The 19,144-nt window shown below is 75.9% G+C and carries 20 protein-coding genes and 1 riboswitch; of the genes, 8 read left to right on the top strand and 12 right to left on the bottom strand.

The window, feature by feature from the left end:
• Nucleotides 1–85: 85 nt before the first annotated feature.
• From ACRYMY_RS17955 to ACRYMY_RS17945, 3 genes are read left to right on the top strand one after another with little or no spacing between them, the layout of a single operon-like run.
• Nucleotides 86–1,546: a GGDEF domain-containing protein gene (locus ACRYMY_RS17955; RefSeq protein ID WP_432548585.1), complete on the top strand. Its 1,461-nt coding sequence runs from the start codon at nt 86–88 to the stop codon at nt 1,544–1,546.
• Complete coding sequence (gene deoC, locus ACRYMY_RS17950; RefSeq protein WP_432548584.1) at nt 1,543–2,229, top strand: deoxyribose-phosphate aldolase; 687 nt, start codon at nt 1,543–1,545, stop codon at nt 2,227–2,229. The genes ACRYMY_RS17955 and deoC overlap by 4 nt, the downstream gene beginning before the upstream one ends.
• 58 nt (nt 2,230–2,287) lie before the next feature.
• Nucleotides 2,288–3,028, top strand: coding sequence for an HAD-IIA family hydrolase (locus tag ACRYMY_RS17945; RefSeq protein ID WP_432548587.1), 741 nt, complete (start codon nt 2,288–2,290; stop codon nt 3,026–3,028).
• Between the two features lie 27 nt (nt 3,029–3,055).
• Here the strand turns inward: ACRYMY_RS17945 and ACRYMY_RS17940 are convergent, their stop codons facing one another.
• The 6 genes from ACRYMY_RS17940 to ACRYMY_RS17915 all read right to left on the bottom strand — a co-directional run bounded on the left by ACRYMY_RS17940 (nt 3,056) and on the right by ACRYMY_RS17915 (nt 7,472).
• A complete protein-coding gene (locus ACRYMY_RS17940; RefSeq protein WP_432548583.1) occupies nt 3,056–3,403 on the bottom strand; it encodes a tetratricopeptide repeat protein in 348 nt (115 codons plus the stop codon).
• Nucleotides 3,404–3,484: 81 nt separating this feature from the next.
• Nucleotides 3,485–3,832: a metallopeptidase family protein gene (locus ACRYMY_RS17935; protein ID WP_432548586.1), complete on the bottom strand. Its 348-nt coding sequence runs from the start codon at nt 3,830–3,832 to the stop codon at nt 3,485–3,487.
• Between the two features lie 64 nt (nt 3,833–3,896).
• Complete coding sequence (locus tag ACRYMY_RS17930; protein WP_432548582.1) at nt 3,897–4,142, bottom strand: hypothetical protein; 246 nt, start codon at nt 4,140–4,142, stop codon at nt 3,897–3,899.
• Between the two features lie 56 nt (nt 4,143–4,198).
• The gene (locus ACRYMY_RS17925) at nt 4,199–4,375 is read right to left on the bottom strand and encodes a CstA-like transporter-associated (seleno)protein (RefSeq protein ID WP_432548581.1); all 177 of its coding nucleotides are present in this window, start codon (nt 4,373–4,375) and stop codon (nt 4,199–4,201) included.
• Nucleotides 4,372–6,558 (bottom strand): carbon starvation CstA family protein, encoded by a 2,187-nt coding sequence (locus ACRYMY_RS17920; RefSeq protein ID WP_432548580.1) that lies wholly within the window; start codon nt 6,556–6,558, stop codon nt 4,372–4,374. Before ACRYMY_RS17920 ends, ACRYMY_RS17925 begins: the two co-directional genes overlap by 4 nt.
• Before the next feature lie 107 nt (nt 6,559–6,665).
• A complete protein-coding gene (locus ACRYMY_RS17915; protein WP_432548579.1) occupies nt 6,666–7,472 on the bottom strand; it encodes a nitrilase-related carbon-nitrogen hydrolase in 807 nt (268 codons plus the stop codon).
• A gap of 75 nt (nt 7,473–7,547) precedes the next feature.
• Between ACRYMY_RS17915 and ACRYMY_RS17910 the strand changes: the two genes are divergently transcribed.
• The 3 genes from ACRYMY_RS17910 (at nt 7,548) to ACRYMY_RS17900 (ending at nt 11,812) form a co-directional block, all read left to right on the top strand.
• On the top strand, nt 7,548–9,842 hold the full coding sequence (locus ACRYMY_RS17910) for an SDR family oxidoreductase (protein ID WP_432548578.1): 2,295 nt from the start codon (nt 7,548–7,550) through the stop codon (nt 9,840–9,842).
• Between the two features lie 127 nt (nt 9,843–9,969).
• A complete protein-coding gene (locus tag ACRYMY_RS17905; protein WP_432548577.1) occupies nt 9,970–10,767 on the top strand; it encodes a lysophospholipid acyltransferase family protein in 798 nt (265 codons plus the stop codon).
• Between the two features lie 203 nt (nt 10,768–10,970).
• A riboswitch (cyclic di-AMP (ydaO/yuaA leader) is annotated at nt 10,971–11,151 on the top strand.
• A gap of 1 nt (nt 11,152) precedes the next feature.
• Entirely contained in the window at nt 11,153–11,812 is a 660-nt protein-coding gene (locus ACRYMY_RS17900; RefSeq protein ID WP_432548576.1) for a LysM peptidoglycan-binding domain-containing protein, read from the top strand.
• Between the two features lie 85 nt (nt 11,813–11,897).
• Here the strand turns inward: ACRYMY_RS17900 and ACRYMY_RS17895 are convergent, their stop codons facing one another.
• The 6 genes from ACRYMY_RS17895 to ACRYMY_RS17870 all read right to left on the bottom strand — a co-directional run bounded on the left by ACRYMY_RS17895 (nt 11,898) and on the right by ACRYMY_RS17870 (nt 17,001).
• Entirely contained in the window at nt 11,898–13,091 is a 1,194-nt protein-coding gene (locus ACRYMY_RS17895; RefSeq protein WP_432548575.1) for a Gfo/Idh/MocA family protein, read from the bottom strand.
• Between the two features lie 128 nt (nt 13,092–13,219).
• Nucleotides 13,220–13,903, bottom strand: a complete 684-nt coding sequence (locus ACRYMY_RS17890) for a TrmH family RNA methyltransferase (protein ID WP_432548574.1) — start codon at nt 13,901–13,903, stop codon at nt 13,220–13,222.
• 21 nt (nt 13,904–13,924) lie between these two features.
• The gene (locus ACRYMY_RS17885; RefSeq protein WP_432548573.1) at nt 13,925–14,410 is read right to left on the bottom strand and encodes a TspO/MBR family protein; all 486 of its coding nucleotides are present in this window, start codon (nt 14,408–14,410) and stop codon (nt 13,925–13,927) included.
• The gene (locus ACRYMY_RS17880) at nt 14,407–15,612 is read right to left on the bottom strand and encodes an ABC transporter permease (RefSeq protein WP_432548572.1); all 1,206 of its coding nucleotides are present in this window, start codon (nt 15,610–15,612) and stop codon (nt 14,407–14,409) included. Before ACRYMY_RS17880 ends, ACRYMY_RS17885 begins: the two co-directional genes overlap by 4 nt.
• Nucleotides 15,609–16,502: an ABC transporter ATP-binding protein gene (locus tag ACRYMY_RS17875; protein ID WP_432548571.1), complete on the bottom strand. Its 894-nt coding sequence runs from the start codon at nt 16,500–16,502 to the stop codon at nt 15,609–15,611. Before ACRYMY_RS17875 ends, ACRYMY_RS17880 begins: the two co-directional genes overlap by 4 nt.
• An 85-nt stretch (nt 16,503–16,587) precedes the next feature.
• Entirely contained in the window at nt 16,588–17,001 is a 414-nt protein-coding gene (locus tag ACRYMY_RS17870; RefSeq protein WP_432548570.1) for an ankyrin repeat domain-containing protein, read from the bottom strand.
• Between the two features lie 193 nt (nt 17,002–17,194).
• On the opposite strand from ACRYMY_RS17870, the gene ACRYMY_RS17865 reads away from it, so the two are divergent.
• Both ACRYMY_RS17865 and ACRYMY_RS17860 read left to right on the top strand, forming a co-directional pair.
• The gene (locus tag ACRYMY_RS17865; protein WP_432548569.1) at nt 17,195–17,983 is read left to right on the top strand and encodes a sugar phosphate isomerase/epimerase family protein; all 789 of its coding nucleotides are present in this window, start codon (nt 17,195–17,197) and stop codon (nt 17,981–17,983) included.
• A complete protein-coding gene (locus ACRYMY_RS17860) occupies nt 17,980–19,098 on the top strand; it encodes a Gfo/Idh/MocA family protein (protein WP_432548568.1) in 1,119 nt (372 codons plus the stop codon). The genes ACRYMY_RS17865 and ACRYMY_RS17860 overlap by 4 nt, the downstream gene beginning before the upstream one ends.
• Nucleotides 19,099–19,144: the final 46 nt, after the last annotated feature.

Genomic DNA, 19,144 nt, shown 5'->3' with positions numbered 1-19,144 from the left:
CCCGGGGGCCGCCGGAAGACCCGAGGAGCACCTCCTGCCCACCGACCCCCCCGCAACCCCCCCCCCCCCGCCCCCCCCCCCCCGCATGCACGACCCCCCGCCCCCGACGCTGCTCACGGTGCCGCTGGCCGCGCTGGTCGCTCCCGGCACGACGGCCGGCGCGGCGGCCTACCTCGTGCCCGTGCTGGCGGCCACCGCCCTCATGGCCGTCGCCGTGCGACGGGTCCCGGCGGCGCGGCGCGGGCCGTGGCGGTGGCTGCTGGCCGCGCTGTGCCTGTACGTGGCCGGGGAGCTCCTGTTCGCCGGGCTGGAGATCGCCGGCAACGAGAGCTGGCCCACCCCGGCCGACGCCGTCTACCTGCTGGCCTACGTGCCCGTCACCGTCGGCCTGCTCGGGCTGAACCGGCAGCGCGGCGGGAGCACCCACCGCGGCAACCTCCTCGACGCCGCCGTCCTGACCCTCAGCGCCGCGGTGCTCTTCGGCGTCTTCGTGGTGCTGCCCGCCGCCACGGACAGCTCCCAGCCGGCGCTGGTGCGCGTGCTGGCCGCCACCTACCCCGTCGCCGACGTCCTGTGGGTGTTCCTGCTCGCGCGGATGATCACCGGGCCCGGCGCGCGCACCGCGGCGTTCTGGTGGCTCGCCGGCGCGGTCACCTCCACCGTCGTCGCCGACGTCCTCATGACGTTCCACCAGTTCGCGGACGGCGGGGACACCACGACGCGGCTGATGAACGCCCTCTGGCAGCTGTTCTACGTCGGCAGCGCGGTCGCCGCCTGCACCGCCTCGGCGCCGACGCTGGCGGAGAAGAAGCCCGTCGACGGCGGCGGCCTGACCGTCGGGCGGCTGGTCCTGCTCGCCCTGGCGGCCGTCCTGCCCTCCGGCGTGCTCGGCGTCCTGGCCGTGACGGGACGCCCGACGCCCACCGCGTGGCTGGCAGCCGGCTCCGTCGCGCTGGTGTGCCTGGTCGTCGCGCGGGTGCACGACCTGCTGCAGCAGGTGCGCAGCCAGGCCGTGCAGCTGGCCGCGCTGGCGCGGACCGACCCCCTCACCGGGATCGCCAACCGCCGCACCTGGGACCACGAGCTGTCCCGGGCGTGCGCGCGCGCCCGCCGCGAGGGCGGCGCCCTGCACGTCGCCCTCGTCGACCTCGACCTGTTCAAGCGCTACAACGACACCCGCGGCCACCAGGCCGGCGACGAGCTGCTGAAGGCCGCCACCGCGGCCTGGTCCGAGCACCTGGGCGCCGACGGGTTCCTGGCCCGCTGGGGCGGGGAGGAGTTCGCCGTGCTGCTGCCGGGCGGAGCGGGCCCGGCCGCCGGCACCGCCGCGCTGGAGCGCCTGGACGGCCTGCGCACCGTCGTGCCCGACGGCCAGACCTGCTCGGTCGGCGTCGCCCGCTGGGACGGCGCCGAGGACCCCGCCGTCCTGCTGCACCGCGCCGACGAGGCCCTGTACGCCGCGAAGACGGGCGGTCGCGACCGCCTCGTGGCCGCGGACGCGCCCCTGACCGACCCGGCGGCGGGACTGGCAGACTCCCCCGTGTGAGCGCCCCCGGGTCCCCCGTCCGCACGCGCGCCGACGTCGCGCGCCTCGTCGACCACACGCTGCTCAAGCCCGAGGCGACCGCCGAGGACGTGCGGCTGCTGTGCGACGCCGCCCGCGAGCTCGGCGTCCTCGCCGTCTGCGTCTCCCCGAACATGCTGCACGCCGTCGACGGCGAGGGCCTGGTCGTCGCCACGGTCTGCGGCTTCCCCTCCGGCAAGCACACCAGCGCGGTCAAGGCCGCCGAGGCCGCCGAGGCCGTGCGCGCCGGCGCGGACGAGGTCGACATGGTCATCGACGTCGGCGCCGCGCTGGCCGGCGACGTGGACGCCGTGCGCGCCGACATCGCCGCCGTGCGCGCCGCCGTGCCCGCCCCCGGCGTGCTCAAGGTCATCGTCGAGTCCGCCGCCCTGCCCGACGGCGTCCTGACCGACGTGTGCCGCGCGGCGGAGGAGGCCGGCGCCGACTTCGTCAAGACGTCCACCGGCTTCCACCCCGACGGCGGGGCCAGCGTCCACGCCGTGGAGGTCATGCACGCGGCCGTCGGCGGGCGCCTGGGCATCAAGGCCAGCGGCGGCATCCGCACCACCGAGGTCGCCCTCGCCCTGCTGGACGCCGGCGCCACCCGGCTCGGCCTGTCCGGGTCGGCGACGGTCCTGGCGGGGCTCGACGACGGACCGGCCTGAGGAGGCTGCGGTGAGCGACCACGACGTCCACGAGGGCATCGAGTGCTGGCTGACGGACATGGACGGCGTCCTCGTCCACGAGGACGCCGCGCTGCCCGGCGCGGCGGAGTTCCTGGCCCGGCTGGTCGACACCGGCCGCCGGTTCCTCGTCCTGACGAACAACTCGATCTTCACCCCGCGCGACCTGGCCGCGCGCCTGTCGCGCAGCGGCATCACGGTCCCCGAGGAGGCGATCTGGACGTCGGCGCTGGCCACGGCGGACTTCCTGGCGCGGCAGATGCCGGGAGGGTCGGCGTACGTCATCGGCGAGTCCGGCCTGACGACGGCCCTGCACGAGGCGGGGTTCACCATGACCGACCGCGACCCGGACTACGTCGTCCTCGGCGAGACCCGCACGTACTCCTTCGAGGCGATCACCCGGGGGATCCGCCTCGTCGAGGGCGGGGCGCGCTTCATCGCGACGAACCCCGACGCCACGGGTCCCTCGGCGGAGGGGTCGCTGCCCGCGACGGGGTCGGTGGCGGCGCTCATCACGCGCGCCACGGGCGCCGAGCCGTACTTCGTCGGCAAGCCGAACCCGATGATGTTCCGCTCGGCGATGAACCGCATCGAGGCCCACTCGGAGACCACCGCGATGATCGGCGACCGGATGGACACCGACGTCGTGGCCGGCATCGAGGCGGGGCTGCGCACGTTCCTGGTGCTCACCGGGTCGACGCGGCGGGAGCAGGTGGAGCGGTTCCCGTTCCGCCCCCACCGCGTCGTGGACTCGGTGCAGGACCTCGTCGCGCTGGTCTGACGCGCGCGCCGGGGCGCCGCCGCGACGTCAGGCGCCGGCGCCCAGGACGTGCGCCATGACGCGGTGCCCGCGCGCCTCGGAGTGCCGGCTCTGCCGCTCCAGGGAGCGCGACAGCAGCAGGTGCGCGTAGCCGTCGGAGGGGCTGCGGCGCACCAGCTCGCGCGCCTGGGCCTCCGCCTTGGCGAGCATCGCGGCGCCGAAGTAGGCGCGGGCCAGCAGCTCGCGCAGGGCGCGGTCGTCGGGGTGGCGCTCCAGCAGCGGCTCCAGCGAGGAGACCGCCTCGGTGAACCGGCGCTCCTCGACGGCCTCGCGCGCCAGGCCGAAGCTGAGGGCGTCGAACGAGCCGGGGGTGCGGCCGGGGGCCTGCGTGGTCATGCCGGTGCAACGCGGGCCCGCCCGCCGGGCTTCCCGCGGCCGGGCGCGCGGGGTCGGCGGGGGGCCGGCGGGGGGCGCGGGTCAGCCCCAGCCCAGCTCGTGCAACCGCTCGTCGTCGATGCCGAAGTGGTGGGCCACCTCGTGCACGACCGTCGTGCGCACCTCGTCGACGACCTCGTCGCGGTCGGCGCACACGGCCAGCGTGGGGTTGCGGAACACCGTGATGCGGTCGGGCAGGGACCCGGCCGCCCACCAGGAGCCGCGCTCGGTGAGCGGGGTGCCCTCGTAGACGCCCAGCAGGTCCGGCGGCAGCGGCGGCTCGGGGTCGTCGGCCACCAGGACGACGACGTTGTCCACGAGCCGGGCCAGCTCGGCGGGGATCTCGTCGAGGGCGTCGGCGACGGCGTCCTCGAACTCCTCCTCGCTCATCGCGACGCGGTGCGGGCCGGCACCGCTCACGCGGGCACCGCCGCCCGGCGCGGGGACGGGCGGCTCAGCGGTCGGCCACCAGGACGGGGGCGCGGCCGAAGCGCAGCCGCTCCACGCTCACCGAGTCGACCGCGACCGCCGGGACACCCGCACCGGCCCGCCCCGCGGCCCGCTCGACGCCGCGCACGGCGAGGTCGCGGGCCGCGGCGGCGTCCGGCGCGCGCAGCGAGACGGTCTCGAAGACCGCCGCGCCGCCCAGCGCGGGCGTGGCGGGCCGGTGACCGAGCACGGTGACGCGGAAGCGAGCCATGCACGGATCGTGCCCGCCGCACCACGAACTGTCTAGATACGGCCCTCAGGGTCGTCTCAGCAGCAGCGGGCGCCGGCGGCGCCCGCGCGGGCGTCGGCGCGGCGGCGCTCGAACTCGCGCCGGCTCAGCGGCCGGTGGCCGTGCTCGGCGCACCCGGCCAGGTACGCCTCCCAGCGCGCTTCACCGCTCACCTGGTGCAGGTACCAGCGCAGGCCCGCGACCAGGCGCCTCACCGCGGCGCCCCGGCCGTCGTCCGCTCCGCCAGCGCGCGGCGCTCCTCGGGCGTGGGCACGATGCCCGCCGGCTCCACCAGGCGCGAGGGCCGCGCCGGCACCTCGGTGGTGGGCAGCGACCCGCCGGCGCGCAGCGCCCGCACCACGACGACCACCGCGTTGGCGAGCACGACGAGCACGAGGAGCGCGAACACCGACTGCAGCACGCCGTTGACGGTCGAGTTCGTGATGACCTGCTGCATCTGGCCGGCGTCCCGCGCGGGGGCGAGGACCTCGCCGCGGGCCTGCGCCTCGCGGAAGCGGGCGGCGTTGGCGAAGTAGCCGATGAGCGGGTCGGCGGAGAACACCTTCTGGTAGCTGGCGGTCATCGTGGTCGTCAGGTCCCACGCCAGCGGCACCCCCGTCACCCACGCCCAGCGCAGCCGCCCGTGCTTGATCAGCAGCGTCGTCGCCAGGGTGAGGGCGATCGCCGCGAGGAGCTGGTTGGCGATGCCGAACAGCGGGAAGAGCTGGTTGATGCCGCCCAGCGGGTCGGTGACCCCCACCCACAGGAAGTACCCCCAGGCGCCGACGACGACGGCGCTGGACAGCAGGATCCCCGGCCGCCACGACAGGTCGCCGAAGCGCTTCCACACGTTGCCGACGGTGTCCTGGAGCATGAACCGGCCCACCCGGGTGCCGGCGTCGACGGCGGTGAGGATGAACAGCGCCTCGAACATGATCGCGAAGTGGTACCAGAACGCCTGCAGGCCGCCGCCGAACGCCTCGTGGAACACCTGCGAGATGCCCAGCGCCAGGGCCGGGGCGCCGCCGGTGCGGGAGACGAGGCTGGGTTCCTCCACGGCCTGCGCGGCCGCGGTGAGGGTCTCCGGCGTCGTGGCGAACCCGAGCCCGGTGACGAACTGCGCGGCGGAGACGGGGTCGCCGCCCGTGGCCCCGGCCGGGGAGTTCATCGCGTAGTAGATCCCCTGGTCGATGACCGAGGCGGCGATGAGGGCGCTGATCGCGACGAAGCTCTCCATGAGCATGCCGCCGTAGCCGATGAGCCGGACCTGGCGCTCCTTGGCGATCATCTTGGGCGTCGTGCCGGAGGCGATGAGCGCGTGGAACCCCGACAGGGCTCCGCACGCGATGGTGATGAACACGAACGGGAACAGCGAGCCGGCGAAGACCGGGCCGTTCCCCTCGCGGGCGAAGTCGGTGACGGCCTGGTTGGCCAGGACGGGCCGGGCCACCAGCAGGCTGGCCGCCAGCAGCACGATGACGCCGATCTTCATGAACGTCGACAGGTAGTCGCGCGGGGTCAGCAGCAGCCACACCGGCAGCACCGAGGCGACGAACCCGTACGCGACGAGGGCGATGACCAGCGTCTCCGGGGACAGCGTGAGGTCCTCGGCCAGGCCGAGCTGCTCGACGTAGCCGCCGCCGACGATGGCCGCCAGCAGCAGGACGACGCCGATCCCGGTGGCCTCCAGCACCTTGCCGGGGCGCAGGTAGCGCAGGTACACGCCCATGAACAGGGCGATGGGGATGGTCAGGGCGATGGAGAACACGCCCCACGGGGACTCGGCGAGGGCGTTGACGACGATGAGCGCCAGCACCGCCAGGATGATGATCATGATGGCGAAGACGGCGACGAGGGCCGCGGCGCCGCCGACCGGGCCGATCTCCTCGCGCACCATCTGCCCCAGGCTCTTGCCGTCGCGGCGCATCGAGAAGAACAGGACCGTCAGGTCCTGCACGGCCCCGGCGAAGATGACGCCGACGACGATCCAGATCGTCCCGGGCAGGTAGCCCATCTGCGCCGCGAGCACGGGCCCGACGAGCGGGCCGGCGCCGGCGATGGCGGCGAAGTGGTGGCCGAACAGCACGCGCCGGTCGGTGACCTCGTAGTCGACGCCGTTGTGCAGGCGCTCGGCCGGGGTGGCGCGGGAGTCGTCGGCGCGCAGCACCCGGTACGTGATGAACCGGGCGTAGAAGCGGTAGGCGATCGCGTAGGAGGCCAGCGCCGCGAACAGGATCCACAGCGCGTTGACCTCCTCGCCGCGCGCCAGGGCGAGCACCGTCCAGCAGGTGGCGCCGACCAGCGCCACCAGGGTCCAGACGACGACCGAGCGCGGCGAGGGCCGCCGGCGCGGCAGCCGTGCTCCTGCCTCGTGCTCCGTGGGGGTGTGACTGGGCACCGTCCGCCTCCTCGCGGTCCGTGGGGTGGTCCGCGGCAGATGGTGGACCCGTCACGCCCCGCTGTCGCGCCGGACGCGCCGGTGACGACCTCCGGGGGCCGGCGAGCTCAGTACAGGTCGGTGCGCCGGTCGGCGAGGTAGGGGTTGGCCCGCTGCGCGGCGGCGACCCGGCGCGGGTCGACGGTGGCCCGCAGCAGGGCCTCGCCGTCGCGGGCGCTCGCCAGCACGGCGCCGGAGGGGTCGACGACGCTGCTGCGGCCCACGTAGACGAGGTCGCCCTCGGCGCCGACCCGGTCCACGTAGGCCACGTACAGCTGGTTCTCCCACGCCCGCACCCGGACCAGCTCCTCGGCCACCCAGGCGAACGGCTCCATCTGCGCGGTGGGCACGGCGACGAGGTGGGCGCCGGCCAGCGCCGCGGCGCGCACGGCCTCGGGGAACTCCACGTCGTAGCAGACGAGCAGCGCGACCCGGACGCCCCCGGCGCCGGGCAGGTCGAACGTGGTGACCAGGCGCCCGCCGGGAGCGAAGGTGCCGCGGTCCAGCTCGCCGAACAGGTGGGCCTTGCGGTGCCGGGCCAGGACCTCGCCGTCGGCGCCGACGGCCAGGGCGGTGTTCCAGCAGGCGCCGCCGTCCAGCTCGGGCAGGCCGGCGACCACGGCCAGGCGGTGCCGGCGGGCGACCTCGGCCACGCGCTCGGCCAGCGGCAGCCCGGCCAGGCGGTGCACCGCCTCCCGGCCGACGGCGTACCCGGTGAGGACCATCTCGGGCGTCACCAGCAGGTCCGCCCCGCCGGCGGCGGCCTCCGCGGCCGCCGCGTCGAGCGCGGCGAGGTTCGCCTCCACGACCGCGGGGTCCCCCGGCTCCCCCGGCTCGCCGCTCGTCCCCGCCGTCTGCCAGCACGCCAGCTCCACGCGGGCAGCCTAGGCCGGGCGCACGCGGGCGGTCGGCGTTCGGGCCGGGGACCGCGGTCGTGGCAGGATCGCCCGGTGCGATTGGCTGACCAGCTCGACGGCAAGCGGCTCCTGCTGACCGGTGTCACCGGCTTCATCGGTGAGGCGCTGGTGCAACGGCTGCTGGTGGACCTGCCGGGGACCCGCGTGGTGGTGCTCGTGCGCCCCAAGCCCGGTCAGAGCGGCGAGGACCGCGTGCGGGCCCTGCTGCGCAAGCCGATCTTCGCAGCGGCCGGGGACGTCGACGACCTGCTGAAGACGCGGGTGGAGGTCCTCGAGGGCGACCTGGCCTCGGTGCCGGAGTTCCCCGCCGACGTCGACGTCGTCGTGCACTGCGCGGGCGACGTCTCCTTCGACCCGCTCATCCAGGACGCGTTCACCACCAACGTCCTGGGCACGCAGGCGATGGTCGACCGCACGCTGGAGGCCGCGGCCGCCTCGGGCCGGCCCGTGCACTACGTGCACGTGTCGACGGCGTACGTGGGCGGGCGCCGCCGCGGCGCCGTCCCCGAGCGCGCGGTCGAGCACGAGGTGGACTGGCGCAAGGAGACCACCGCGGGGCTGCAGCTGGCCGCCCGCATCGAGGAGGACTCCCGCCTGGAGCCGCGGCTGCGCGAGTTCCTGCGCGCCGCCGAGCGCGACCACGGCCGCGCCGGGCCGCTGAGCGTGGCCGCCGGCGCGGAGGAGCGCCGGGTCCGCTGGGTCGTCGAGCAGCAGAAGGCCGCGGGCAAGGAGCGCGCCCGCACCCTGGGCTGGACGGACTGCTACACGTTCACCAAGGCGATGGGCGAGCGCCTCGTGGAGGAGGTCGCCGCCCCGGTGGTGCCCACGACGGTCCTGCGCCCCAGCATCGTCGAGTCGGCCCTGCAGCACCCGCACCCGGGGTGGATCGAGGGCTTCAAGATGGCCGAGCCGATCATCCTGGCCTACGGCAAGGGCGAGCTGACGGAGTTCCCGGCCGCCCCCGACTCCGTGCTCGACGTCGTGCCGATCGACCACGTCGTCAACGCGATCATCGCCGCCTCCGCCGCTCCGCCGCCGCTGTCGCAGCCGGCGTACTACCACGTGTCCTCGGGCAACCGGAACCCCATCACCTTCCGCGGCCTGTACACGCACGTGCGCAACTACTTCGTCCAGCACCCCTTCGACTCCTCCCCCGAGGTCATGCCGACGTGGCAGTTCCCCGGGGTCGGCAAGGTCGAGCGCAAGGTGCGCACCGGCGAGCTGCTGACGGCCGCCGGTGAGCGCGTCCTCGCGCTGGCGCCGCGCTCGGAGCGGGTGCGCCAGGTCTCCCGCAAGATCGACGGCACCCGCCGCCAGGTGGAGTTCGCCCGCCGCTACATGGACCTGTACAAGGCGTACACCGAGGCGGAGCTGCGCTTCGTCGACGACAACACCCTGGCCCTGCACCGGTCGCTGGACCCCGCCGACGTCGAGGAGTTCGGCTTCGACACCTCCGTCATCGACTGGAAGCAGTACTGGGAGGACACCCACTGCCCCAGCGTCACCGGGCAGATGCGCAAGTACGAGCAGATCCGCGCCCGCCGCAGGGCCGCCGAGCGCTCGGGCCCCCGCGACCTGGTGCCCGCCACCCCCGGTGGCCCGCCCGTCCTGGCGGTCTTCGACCTCGCCGGCACCCTGCTGCCGGGCACCGTCGTGGACACCTACCTGGAGCTCCGGCTGTCCGGGCTGGGCGCGCCCGCGCGGGTGGCCGAGTTCGGGCGCGTGGTGCGGAACCTGCCCGGCTGGATCGCCGCCGAGCGCAAGGACCGCGGCAGCTTCCTGCGCTCGCTGTTCCGCGGCTACGCCGGGGTGGACCTCGACGTGCTCGAGCGCTTCGTGGACGACGTGCACGGTCCCAAGCTGCTGCACCGCGTCAGCTCCGACGCCCTCAAGCGCATCCAGGCCCACCGCGACGCCGGCCACCGCACCGTGCTCATGACCGGCGACGTGCGCACCGTGACGCGGCCGCTGTCCGGGCTGTTCGACGAGGTGGTGTGCACCGAGCTGGAGGAGGAGGTCGGCGCCGACGGCGTGCGCCGCGCCACGGGCTTCCTGACCTCCCCGCCGCTGGTGGGCGAGGCGCGCGCGGCCTGGCTGCGCCGCTACGCGGAGGTCGAGGGGGCGGACCTGGCCGCCTCCTACGCCTACGCCGACTCCCACTCGGACCTGCCGCTGCTGAAGGCCGTGGGCAACCCGACGGCCGTCTCCCCCGACGTGCCGCTGTTCCGGGTCGCGCGGGCCTCGCGCTGGCCGGTGGCGGACTGGGCGGCGACCTCGCCGACGCTGCGGCTGCGCGTGCCGCAGCAGGTGCTCGCCGGCACCGACTGACGGGCCGGGGCCGCGCCCCGGCCCGGCCCGTCCGCGGGGGCGTTGCCCGCCGGTCGTGGGAGGATGCGCGGGTGCTGCCGTCACCGTTGCTGAACGCGCCCGGCACCGCGCGCGAGGAGGTCCGTCGATGACGACGCTCACGACCACGCTGATGGCCGCCGGCGGGCGGCGGCGGGTGCTGCCCGCGCTGCGCGGCAAGCTCCCCGGCCGCGGTGCGACCGCCCCCTCCGGCGGCGCCCCGGGCGGCCCCGGCGGGGACGACCCGCACCGCGTGCACCGCAACGACTGGGTGCGCTCGGGCCCGGCCACGGCCGTGCGCTCGGCGCTGCAGCGCGCCGTGCTGCACCCCCTGCTGACGGCCGAGCTGCGCCTGGAGGTGCACGGCGCCGAGCGCCTGGACGCCCTGGGCGGGCCCGCGGTCCTCGTCGCCAACCACTCCTCGCACCTGGACGCGCCCGTCATCCTGGACGCCCTGGGCCCGCGCCGGCGCCGGCGGGTGGCCGTGGCGGCGGCCGCGGACTACTTCTTCGACGTGTGGTGGCGCGCGGCCCCCTCCGGGCTGGTCATCGGCACCTTCCCGCTGGAGCGGCGCGGCGGCCGCGGCGCCCAGGCCTCCTCGCAGCTGCTGGCCGACGGCTGGAGCCTGGTGATCTTCGCCGAGGGCGGGCGCAGCTACACCGGCGAGATGCGCCCGTTCAAGAAGGGCGCGGCCTACCTGGCCCTGGAGGCCGGGGTGCCCGTCGTGCCGGTCGCGCTGCGCGGCACGTACGAGGCGATGCCCCCCAAGCAGAACTGGCCGTCGAAGGGGCGCCCGCGGGTGTCCGTGACCTTCGGCGAGCCCCTGCACGGGCGCCCGGGCGAGCGCGCCGGGGACTTCACCCCGCGCATCGAGGAGGCCGTGGCCAAGCTGCTCGCCAACAGCTGAGCGGCCGCCGCGCACGGCCCGCCGAGGGCCGTCGCGCAGCGTGAGATGTGCCACACGCACGGCCCCCGTGCTGCTCCGTCCGGGCCGCGGACGGGCCCGCAGGTCACGATCGGGCCACGGGGAGGTGTACGGGAGCGCTCCGGCTTGTTACCGTCACTCCGCTCCCGAGGCGATCGGGGGCACGGCCGCGGACACGCCGAGTCCTGCCCACCGCGCCGGTTCACGATCTCCGACGGGCAGGAGCGGGGGACCCATGGTTCCTCGGACGACCGGCCGGCACCGCCGGACGGGAGTCCTCGGGGTGAAGCCGCCCACGGGCGGCCGGGTCAACAACCTTCGACCCGAACCCGACAGCTCACCTCGCAGGCGTTGGAGGTAGACAGCCATGCCCGCGACCCGTCGCGCCCCCGCACGCCCCCGCACCCTGCGCCGCGCCCTGCTGGCCGCGGCCGCCGCCGGCGCGGCCGGTGCCGCCCTCGTCGGCCCCGTCTCCTCCGCCTCGGCCGCGCCCGAGTCCGAGTGGGACCGCCTCGCCGTCTGCGAGTCCGGCGGCAACTGGGCCATCAACACCGGCAACGGCTACCACGGCGGCCTGCAGTTCAGCCCCCGCACGTGGTCCGGCTTCGGCGGCGGGCAGTTCGCCCGCTACGCCTACCAGGCCACCCGCGAGCAGCAGATCGTCGTCGCCGAGCGCGTCCTGGCCAAGCAGGGCTGGCGCGCCTGGCCCTCCTGCTCGCGCAAGCTGGGCCTGCGCGGCGCGGCCGACCCCGTCGGCGCCGAGCAGCGCCTGCTGAACCCGGCCCCGCCGGCGCCGGTGTGGGAGTCCGCCCCCGCCCCGATCCCCGCGGCCGCGCCCGCCGAGGCCGCCCCCGCCGCGGCCCCCGGCGGCCGCACGGCCGTCGTCGCCCCCGGCGACACCCTGTACCGCATCGCGGCCCGCAACGGCGTGGCCGGCGGCTGGGCGGCCCTGTACGACGCCAACCGCGGCACCATCGGCGCCAACCCCGCGCACATCCGCGTCGGGCAGGTGCTCGTCCTCCCCTGAGGAACCCCGGGGGGCTGACCGCTCCCCCGCGCACGAGGGCCCCGGACGCGCCGCGCGCGTCCGGGGCCCTCGCGCGTGCCGCGCGTCAGCCGCGGGCGGGCGGCTCGCCGTGGTCGGGCACCGGCAGGCGCTCGCCGCCGCGGCGCATCGACTCGTGGGCCACGATGCCCGGCAGCGTGAAGCGGGCCGCGACCCACGCGTTGACGGGCGGCAGCGTCCCGTCGGTCACCGAGCGGACGAAGTCGTCGGCGAGGAAGTGGTGGCTGCCCTCGTGGCCGTTGCGCGCGCCCTCGAACTCCGCGGGCAGGCGGCTGCGGTCGTGCACGGGCGCGCACCCGGACGTGAAGGCCGCGCGCAGCGCCGGGGAGACGTCCGCCAGGGCCGGGTCGTCGGCGGAGCCGGAGCGGGCGTGCAGGTGGTCGGTGACGTCGTCGACGCGCTCCTTGTCCTGCCAGACGCTGCTGCGGGCGGTCTGCTCGAAGCTGGCGCCGGTGCCGAAGAAGCTGAAGCGCGACTCCTTCAGGTGCGAGGGGTAGCCGACGCGGCGGAACTCGTTGGTGCGCATCGCGCCGCCGCCGGCGAGCTCGAAGAGCGCGGTCGCGTTGGACACGTCGTTGTCCCACATGCTCACCGAGCGGTCGAAGACGCCGTCGCCGCGGCGGTCGGGGGTGCCGATGCAGCTGACGCTCGTGGCGTGCGTGGGCAGGGCGCCCAGCACCCCGCCGACGGCGTGGGTGGGGTACAGCATGGGCGGGTAGCTGGCGGTGGCCTTCCAGTCCTCCCCGCCGGAGTAGCGGTAGGCGTCGTAGAAGCCCAGGTCCATGTCGTGGACGTAGTCGCCCTCGGCGTAGAAGACGTCGCCGAGCTCGGCCAGGCGCTGGCGCACGTAGACGACGGCCGGGTTGTAGTAGCTCGTCTCGCCCATCATGTAGACGAGGCCGGTGCGCTCGACGCGCTCGACGACCGCGGCCACCTCCTCGGCCGTGATGGCCATGGGGACGGCGGAGTAGACGTGCTTGCCGGCGTCCAGGGCAGCGGCCACGAGGGGCCCGTGCGTCCAGCGCTGGGTGAAGACCGCGACGGCGTCGACGTCGGAGGCCAGGACGTCCTCGACCGAGGGCAGGGTGCCGGCCAGGCCCTGCTCGGCCACGAGCGCCTCGGCGCGCTCGGGCAGGAGGTCGGTGACGTGGATGTCGCCGACGCCGGGGTGCAGGGACCAGAGCTTGGTGAAGGACCCGGCGAACTGGCCGGCGCCGATGACGGCGAGGCTGAAGGTCATGGGAGGGAGGGCTCTCTCGTCGTCGAGCAGGACTCCCGAGTTCTACGCCGGAACCTCACGGCCCGTCAAGGACGGCGCAGAGCCGATCACCACCGCCACCGCTCGCGCTCGACGTTCCACCGCGGAAGTCACGAGGGCGGGTGCGGGACCTGACCGAAGACGTGCCGCCGCACCCAGGCGTGCACGGCGACGGCGGCCGCGGCGCCCACGTTGATCGACCGCGTCGAACCGTACTGACCGATGGCCAGCACGGCGCGGCAGCGCGCGAGCGCCTCCGGGCTCAGGCCCGGCCCCTCCTGGCCGAACAGCAGGACGCACCCGCGGGGCAGGTCGTACGTCTCCAGCGGCACCGAGCCCTCGACGTTGTCGACACCCACCAGGGGCAGGTCCCGCTGCGCCGCCCACGCGGCCAGCGCCTCCGCGTCCGGGTGGTGGTGCACCGACAGGTACCGGTCGGTGACCATCGCGCCGCGCCGGTTCCACCGCTTCGCGCCGACCACGTGCACGCCCGCGACGTTGGCCGCGTTGGCCGTGCGCACGATCGAGCCGATGTTCGCGTCGTGCTGGTGGTTCTCCACCGCCACGTGCAGGGGGTGGCGGCGGGTGTCGAGGTCGGCGACGACGGCCTCGTTCGACCAGTAGCGGTAGCGGTCCACCACGTTGCGGCGGTCTCCGTCGCGCAGCAGCTCGGGGTCGTAGCGCGGGTCGTCGGGCCACGGGCCCTCCCACGGGCCGACGCCCACCACCCGCTCCGCCGGGCGCTCGGCCCCGCCCTCGGCCCCGCCGCCCGTCACCCCGTCCACGGGCGCCATCGTCGGGCACGCGACCACCGCTCAGGACGGCGGGTTCAGCCGCCACAGCCGGTAGGACCACGGCACGTCGTAGCCCACGACCCACAGCGCGTAGGCGCCGGCGAGCGCCCGGGACACCCGGTCCTCGCGCACCGCCGCCAGCAGGACGCCCACCGGCACCGTGAAGGCGAGCATCCCGGCGAAGCCCGCGGCCGGGCTGCGGCGGCCGAAGAAGGCGACGTTCCACAGCTCGTTGCCCGCCAGGACGGCCAGCGCGGCACGGCGGGCCCGCTCGTCGCCCCGCTGGTCCGCGCGGTCGAGGACGATCGTCATCGCCCCGTAGTAGGCGACGCCCACGCCCGCGAACACCGGCAGCGGCACCTGCCAGCGGGGCCGGCGCAGCCCGGCGAACCAGGCCAGCGCCGCCCGGCCGGCGACCGCGTTGCCGCCCACCGCCGCGACCGCGACCGGCAGCCCGGTGCGCGCGACACGCCGGCGCGCGCCGCCCGTCCCGCCCACCCCGCTCACGCCGCCCGCCGCCACGCGGCGCGGAAGGACAGGGCCCGGCCCGTGCGCAGCAGCGAGTTCTCGTACAGGCGCACGGCCACCGCCACGAGCAGCGCCGCCGTGGCCACCACGATCCCCAGCGCCAGCAGCGGCTCCCACAGAGCCACGTCACCGGCGAGCACCCGCCGCGGCATGACCATCGGCGAGGAGAACGGCAGGTACGACAGGACCGTCTGCAGCGTGCCCGGCTCGGTGGCGAAGAAGGTGGCGAAGAACGGCAGCATGAGCAGCATCTGCACGGGCGTCGCGGTGGACTGCAGGTCCTCCAGGCGGCTGGCCATCGCGCCCGCCGCCGCCCACAGGCACGAGAGCATCGCGAAGCCGAGGACGAAGAAGACGACGAACCAGCCCGCCGCGGCCGGCACGCTCGGCAGCGACGCCAGCAGCTCCGGCTCCGCGACGGCCAGCCCCGCCAGGCCGACCCCGACGATCAGCGCGAGCTGCCCCAGCGCCAGCAGGCCGTTGCCGACGATCTTGCCGACGAGCAGCTGGCGGACCGGGACGGTCGCCACGAGCAGCTCGACGACCCGCGTCTGCTTCTCCGTCACCACGCTCTGCGCGATGGAGTAGCCGAAGATCAGGACGATCTGCAGGAACAGCACCGCGAACGCCAGCCCCAGCACGTAGGTGACGACGGGGTCGACGGCGGAGGGGTCCAGCAGCCGCTGCGCCGGGCCGGGCGCGGCCAGCAGCGCCCCGACCTCCCCGGCCGGCACCCCGGCCGCGACCAGGCGCTCGACGGCCTGCGCCCCGCTCACGCGGGCGGTCAGCACCTCGGCCAAGGCGCCCGGCACGGAGGTGTCGCCGACGACCTCCACGCCGTCCCCGCCGCCGGCCGCGGGCAGGACCGCCGCGTCGACGTCCCCGGCGCGCACCAGCGCCTCGGCACCGGCGACGTCGCTCTCGCGCAGGCGCACCTCGACGCCGCTCTCGCCCGGCCCCGCCCGCTCCACCAGCGGCCGGGTCTCCTGCACGATCGCCACGTCGTAGCGGTCGGTGCCGCCGGAGAGGAGCCCCGGCAGGAACACCGCCGCCAGCACGATCGCCAGCAGCAGGCCCGTGGACCACAGGAAGCCCCTGTCGCGCAGCCGCTCGGTCGTCTCGCGGCGGGCGACCAGCCGCCACTGCCCGCTGACCCGCACGCCCGCGGTCCCCGCGCTCACCGCGACACCTCCTGGAACAGCTCGGACAGGGTGGGCACGACCGGCGCGAACGCGGCCAGGCCGCCGCGGCGCACCGCGCCGTCGAGGACCTCGCGCTGCGCGCCCGGCGCGAGCACCTCCAGCTCGGCGCTGCCGCGCTCGCGCCGCGCGACCCGCACCCCCGGCACCGCGTCCAGCCAGGACAGGTCGTCCACGGCCGGGTCGGCCTCCACCCGGTAGCGCGCCCCCGAGCGGGAGCGGCGCAGCTCCTGCGGCTCCCCGGCCGCCACGACGCGCCCGGCGTGCAGGACGACCAGCTCGTCGCACAGCCGGTCGACGAGGTCCAGCTGGTGGCTGGAGAACAGGACGCCGACCCCTGCGCGCACCCGCTCGCGCAGCAGCTCGGCCATGGCGTCGACCGCCAGCGGGTCCAGGCCGGAGAACGGCTCGTCGAGGACGAGCAGCTCCGGGTCGTGCACGAGGGCGGCGGCCACCTGCACGCGCTGCTGGTTGCCCAGCGACAGGGACTCCAGCTGCTCGCGGCCGCGGTCACCCAGGCCCAGGCGCTCCAGCAGCTCGCCCGCGCGACGGGCGGCCGCCGCGGCGTCCACGCCGTGCAGGCGGGCGAGGAACACCAGCTGCTCCAGCAGCCGGCCCTTGGGGTAGAGGCCGCGCTCCTCCGGCATGTAGCCGAAGCGGCGGCGCACGGCCAGGTCGGGCACGCGCCCGCGGAACGTCACCGTGCCGCTGTCGGCCGACAGCACGCCCAGGGCGATGCGCATGGTGGTCGTCTTGCCGGCGCCGTTGGCGCCGACGAAGCCGACCATGCGCCCGTCGGGGACGGTCAGGCTCACCCCGTCCAGCGCGGTCCGGTCGCCGAAGCGGCGCACGAGGGAGTCGAGGACGAGCACGCGGCGACGCTAGCGACGGCGCCCGCGGCGGCACGTCACCCGAACGGTGGAACCGGTGGTGCGCCGGACGGGTGGCCCGGGGAGCTCAGGGGACGTCGGGGGCGCGACCGGCGCCGCGCAGCAGCTCCGCCATCTCCGGCAGGTCGAACACCTGCGCGACGGCCAGGCCGGACTGCCGGCCCAGCGCCGGGTCCGCGCCCGCGGCCAGCAGCAGCTCGACGACCCCGCGCGCCTGGCGGAACACCGCTGCCCCCAGCGCCGTCTGCCCCTTGTCGTTGACCCGGGCGTGGTCCGCGCCGCGCTCCAGCAGCGCCCGCACGGTGTCCTCGTGCACGTGGTAGGCGGCCAGCAGCAGCAGGGTGTCCCCCACCGAGTTGGTCAGGTCCACCGGCACGCCCGCGTCCACGCGGGCGGTCAGCTCCGCCGTCGCGCCCTCGCGGGCGAGGTCGAAGGTCTCCTGCAGGAACCGCAGCTCCTCGTCCGTCAGCGCCTCGGGCACGCCGCGAGCTTAAGCGGTGCCGCCGGACCCGGCCGCCGGGCGGCGCCCGCCCGGGGGCCGCCACCGGGCCCCTGGCGCGCCGGGGACGGCTGCCCGTACCGTTGCTGAACCGGTTCGGGTCGGCGTCGCCACCGGCGGCGCGCGCCCGGGCGGTGCCGCAGCGGGACGTTCCCGCGGGACGTGAGAGGACGACGTGACGCAGACCATCGACCCCGGGCGCATCTCCGTGCAGCTGTACACGCTGCGCGACGCGCTGGACGCGGACGCCGACGCGACGCTGGGACGGCTGGCCGCCGTCGGCTTCACCCAGGTGGAGCCGTTCGGGCTGGCCGAGCGCGCGGAGCAGCTGGCCCCGCTGCTGGCCGAGCACGGGCTGAGCGCCCCCAGCGCCCACACCTCCCTCGTCGCCGGGGCCTCCCCCGTCGACCTCGACGCCACCTTCGCCGCCGCCGCGGCCACCGGCACCGGCCTCGTCATCGAGCCGTTCGTCGACCCGGCGCGCTGGACGAGCGCCGAGGACGTGGCCGCCGTGGCCGCCGAGCTGAACGCCGCCGCCGCGCGCGCCGCCGACGCCGGCCTGCGCGTGGGCTACCACAACCACTGGTTCGAGCTGGAGAACCTCATCGGCGGGCGCACCGCCCTGGAGGTCCTGGCCGACTCCCTCGACGACGCCGTCGTCCTGGAGGTCGACACCTACTGGGCGCACGTCGGCGGGGTCGCGGACGTGCCCGCCCTGCTGCGCCGCCTGGGCACCCGCGTGGCCGCCGTGCACCTGAAGGACGGCGACGGCACCCGCGACACGAAGAACCAGGTCGCCCTCGGCACCGGCCGCGTCGACGTGGCCGGCATCCTCGCCGCCGCCACCTCCCCCGAGGTGGACGTCGAGCTGGGCGTCGTCGAGCTCGACGACTCCTCCGGCGACCTCGAGCAGGCCGTCGCCGACGGCTACGCCTACCTCACCGGCGGGCAGGTGCAGGCGTGAGCGCCCCCGAGCCCCGCACCGGCCCCGTCGGCATCGGCATCATCGGCGCCGGCGTCATCTCCGGCACCTACCTGGAGAACCTCACCTCCTTCCCGGACGTGCAGGTCCACGCGATCGGCGACCTGTTCCCCGAGGCGGCCGCCAAGCGCGCCGCCGAGCACGGGGTCCCGGCGCACGGCGGCATCGACACCGTGCTGCAGCACCCCGAGGTGGAGATCGTCGTCAACCTGACGATCCCGCAGGCGCACGTCGAGGTGTCCTCGGCGGCCATCGCCGCCGGCAAGCACGTGTGGAGCGAGAAGCCGCTGACGCTGGACCGCGCCGGCGGCGAGACGCTGCTGGCGCAGGCCGCCGCCGCCGGGGTGCGCCTGGGCTGCGCGCCCGACACGTTCCTGGGTTCCGGGCTGCAGGAGTCCCTCGCGGCGATCCGCCGCGGCGACATCGGCGTGCCCCTGTCGGCGCTGACGCTCATGCAGCAGCCCGGCCCCGAGGCGTGGCACCCGAACCCGGCGTTCCTGTTCCAGCGCGGCGCGGGCCCGCTGTTCGACATCGGCCCCTACTACGTCACCGCGCTGGTGCAGGCGTTCGGGCCCGTGGCCTCCGTCGCGGCCCTCGGCTCCAAGGCCCAGGAGAACCGCGTCATCGGCTCCGGCCCGAAGGCCGGGGAGTCGTTCGAGGTGACCGTGCCCACGCACGTCAGCGTCCTGGCGCAGTTCCGCAGCGGGCAGAGCGCCAACAGCACCTACAGCTTCGACTCGCAGCTGCAGCGGCAGGGCTTCGTCGAGATCAGCGGCACCGAGGCGACCCTGCAGGTGCCGGACCCGAACAACTTCGACGGGGACGTGCGCATCACGCGCCGCGGCTCCACCGAGTGGGAGCTGCTGACGAGCACGACGGCGCGCTCCACGCGCGGCACCGGCGTGCTGGAGATGGCGCGCGCGCTGCGCGAGGGCCGCCCGCACCGCGTGCAGGGCGCGCTGGCCCACCACGTCGTCGACGTCCTGGAGTCGGTCGACGAGTCGATCCGCGAGCGGCGGTTCGTCGACGTGGCCAGCACCGTCGAGGCGGCCGAGCTGCTGCCGGCGGACTGGGACCCGACGGCCCGCACCGTCTGAGCGGTCCCCGGCACGACGGAGCGCCCCGACCCGCCCGGGTCGGGGC

This window comes from Kineococcus haloalkalitolerans, assembly GCF_050871905.1.
GTDB lineage: Bacteria > Actinomycetota > Actinomycetes > Actinomycetales > Kineococcaceae > Kineococcus.
This window is presented reverse-complemented; position numbering and strand designations above follow the sequence as displayed.

Excerpts from the sequence above, each read along its gene's own strand:
- ACRYMY_RS17955 (WP_432548585.1), top strand. The coding sequence starts at position 86 with ATGCACGACCCCCCGCCCCCGACGCTGCTCACGGTGCCGCTGGCCGCG.
- ACRYMY_RS17945 (WP_432548587.1), top strand. The coding sequence starts at position 2,288 with ATGGACGGCGTCCTCGTCCACGAGGACGCCGCGCTGCCCGGCGCGGCG.
- ACRYMY_RS17940 (WP_432548583.1), bottom strand. The coding sequence starts at position 3,403 with ATGACCACGCAGGCCCCCGGCCGCACCCCCGGCTCGTTCGACGCCCTC.
- ACRYMY_RS17935 (WP_432548586.1), bottom strand. The coding sequence starts at position 3,832 with ATGAGCGAGGAGGAGTTCGAGGACGCCGTCGCCGACGCCCTCGACGAG.
- ACRYMY_RS17930 (WP_432548582.1), bottom strand. The coding sequence starts at position 4,142 with ATGGCTCGCTTCCGCGTCACCGTGCTCGGTCACCGGCCCGCCACGCCC.
- ACRYMY_RS17905 (WP_432548577.1), top strand. The coding sequence starts at position 9,970 with ATGACGACGCTCACGACCACGCTGATGGCCGCCGGCGGGCGGCGGCGG.
- ACRYMY_RS17900 (WP_432548576.1), top strand. The coding sequence starts at position 11,153 with ATGCCCGCGACCCGTCGCGCCCCCGCACGCCCCCGCACCCTGCGCCGC.
- ACRYMY_RS17895 (WP_432548575.1), bottom strand. The coding sequence starts at position 13,091 with ATGACCTTCAGCCTCGCCGTCATCGGCGCCGGCCAGTTCGCCGGGTCC.
- ACRYMY_RS17890 (WP_432548574.1), bottom strand. The coding sequence starts at position 13,903 with ATGGCGCCCGTGGACGGGGTGACGGGCGGCGGGGCCGAGGGCGGGGCC.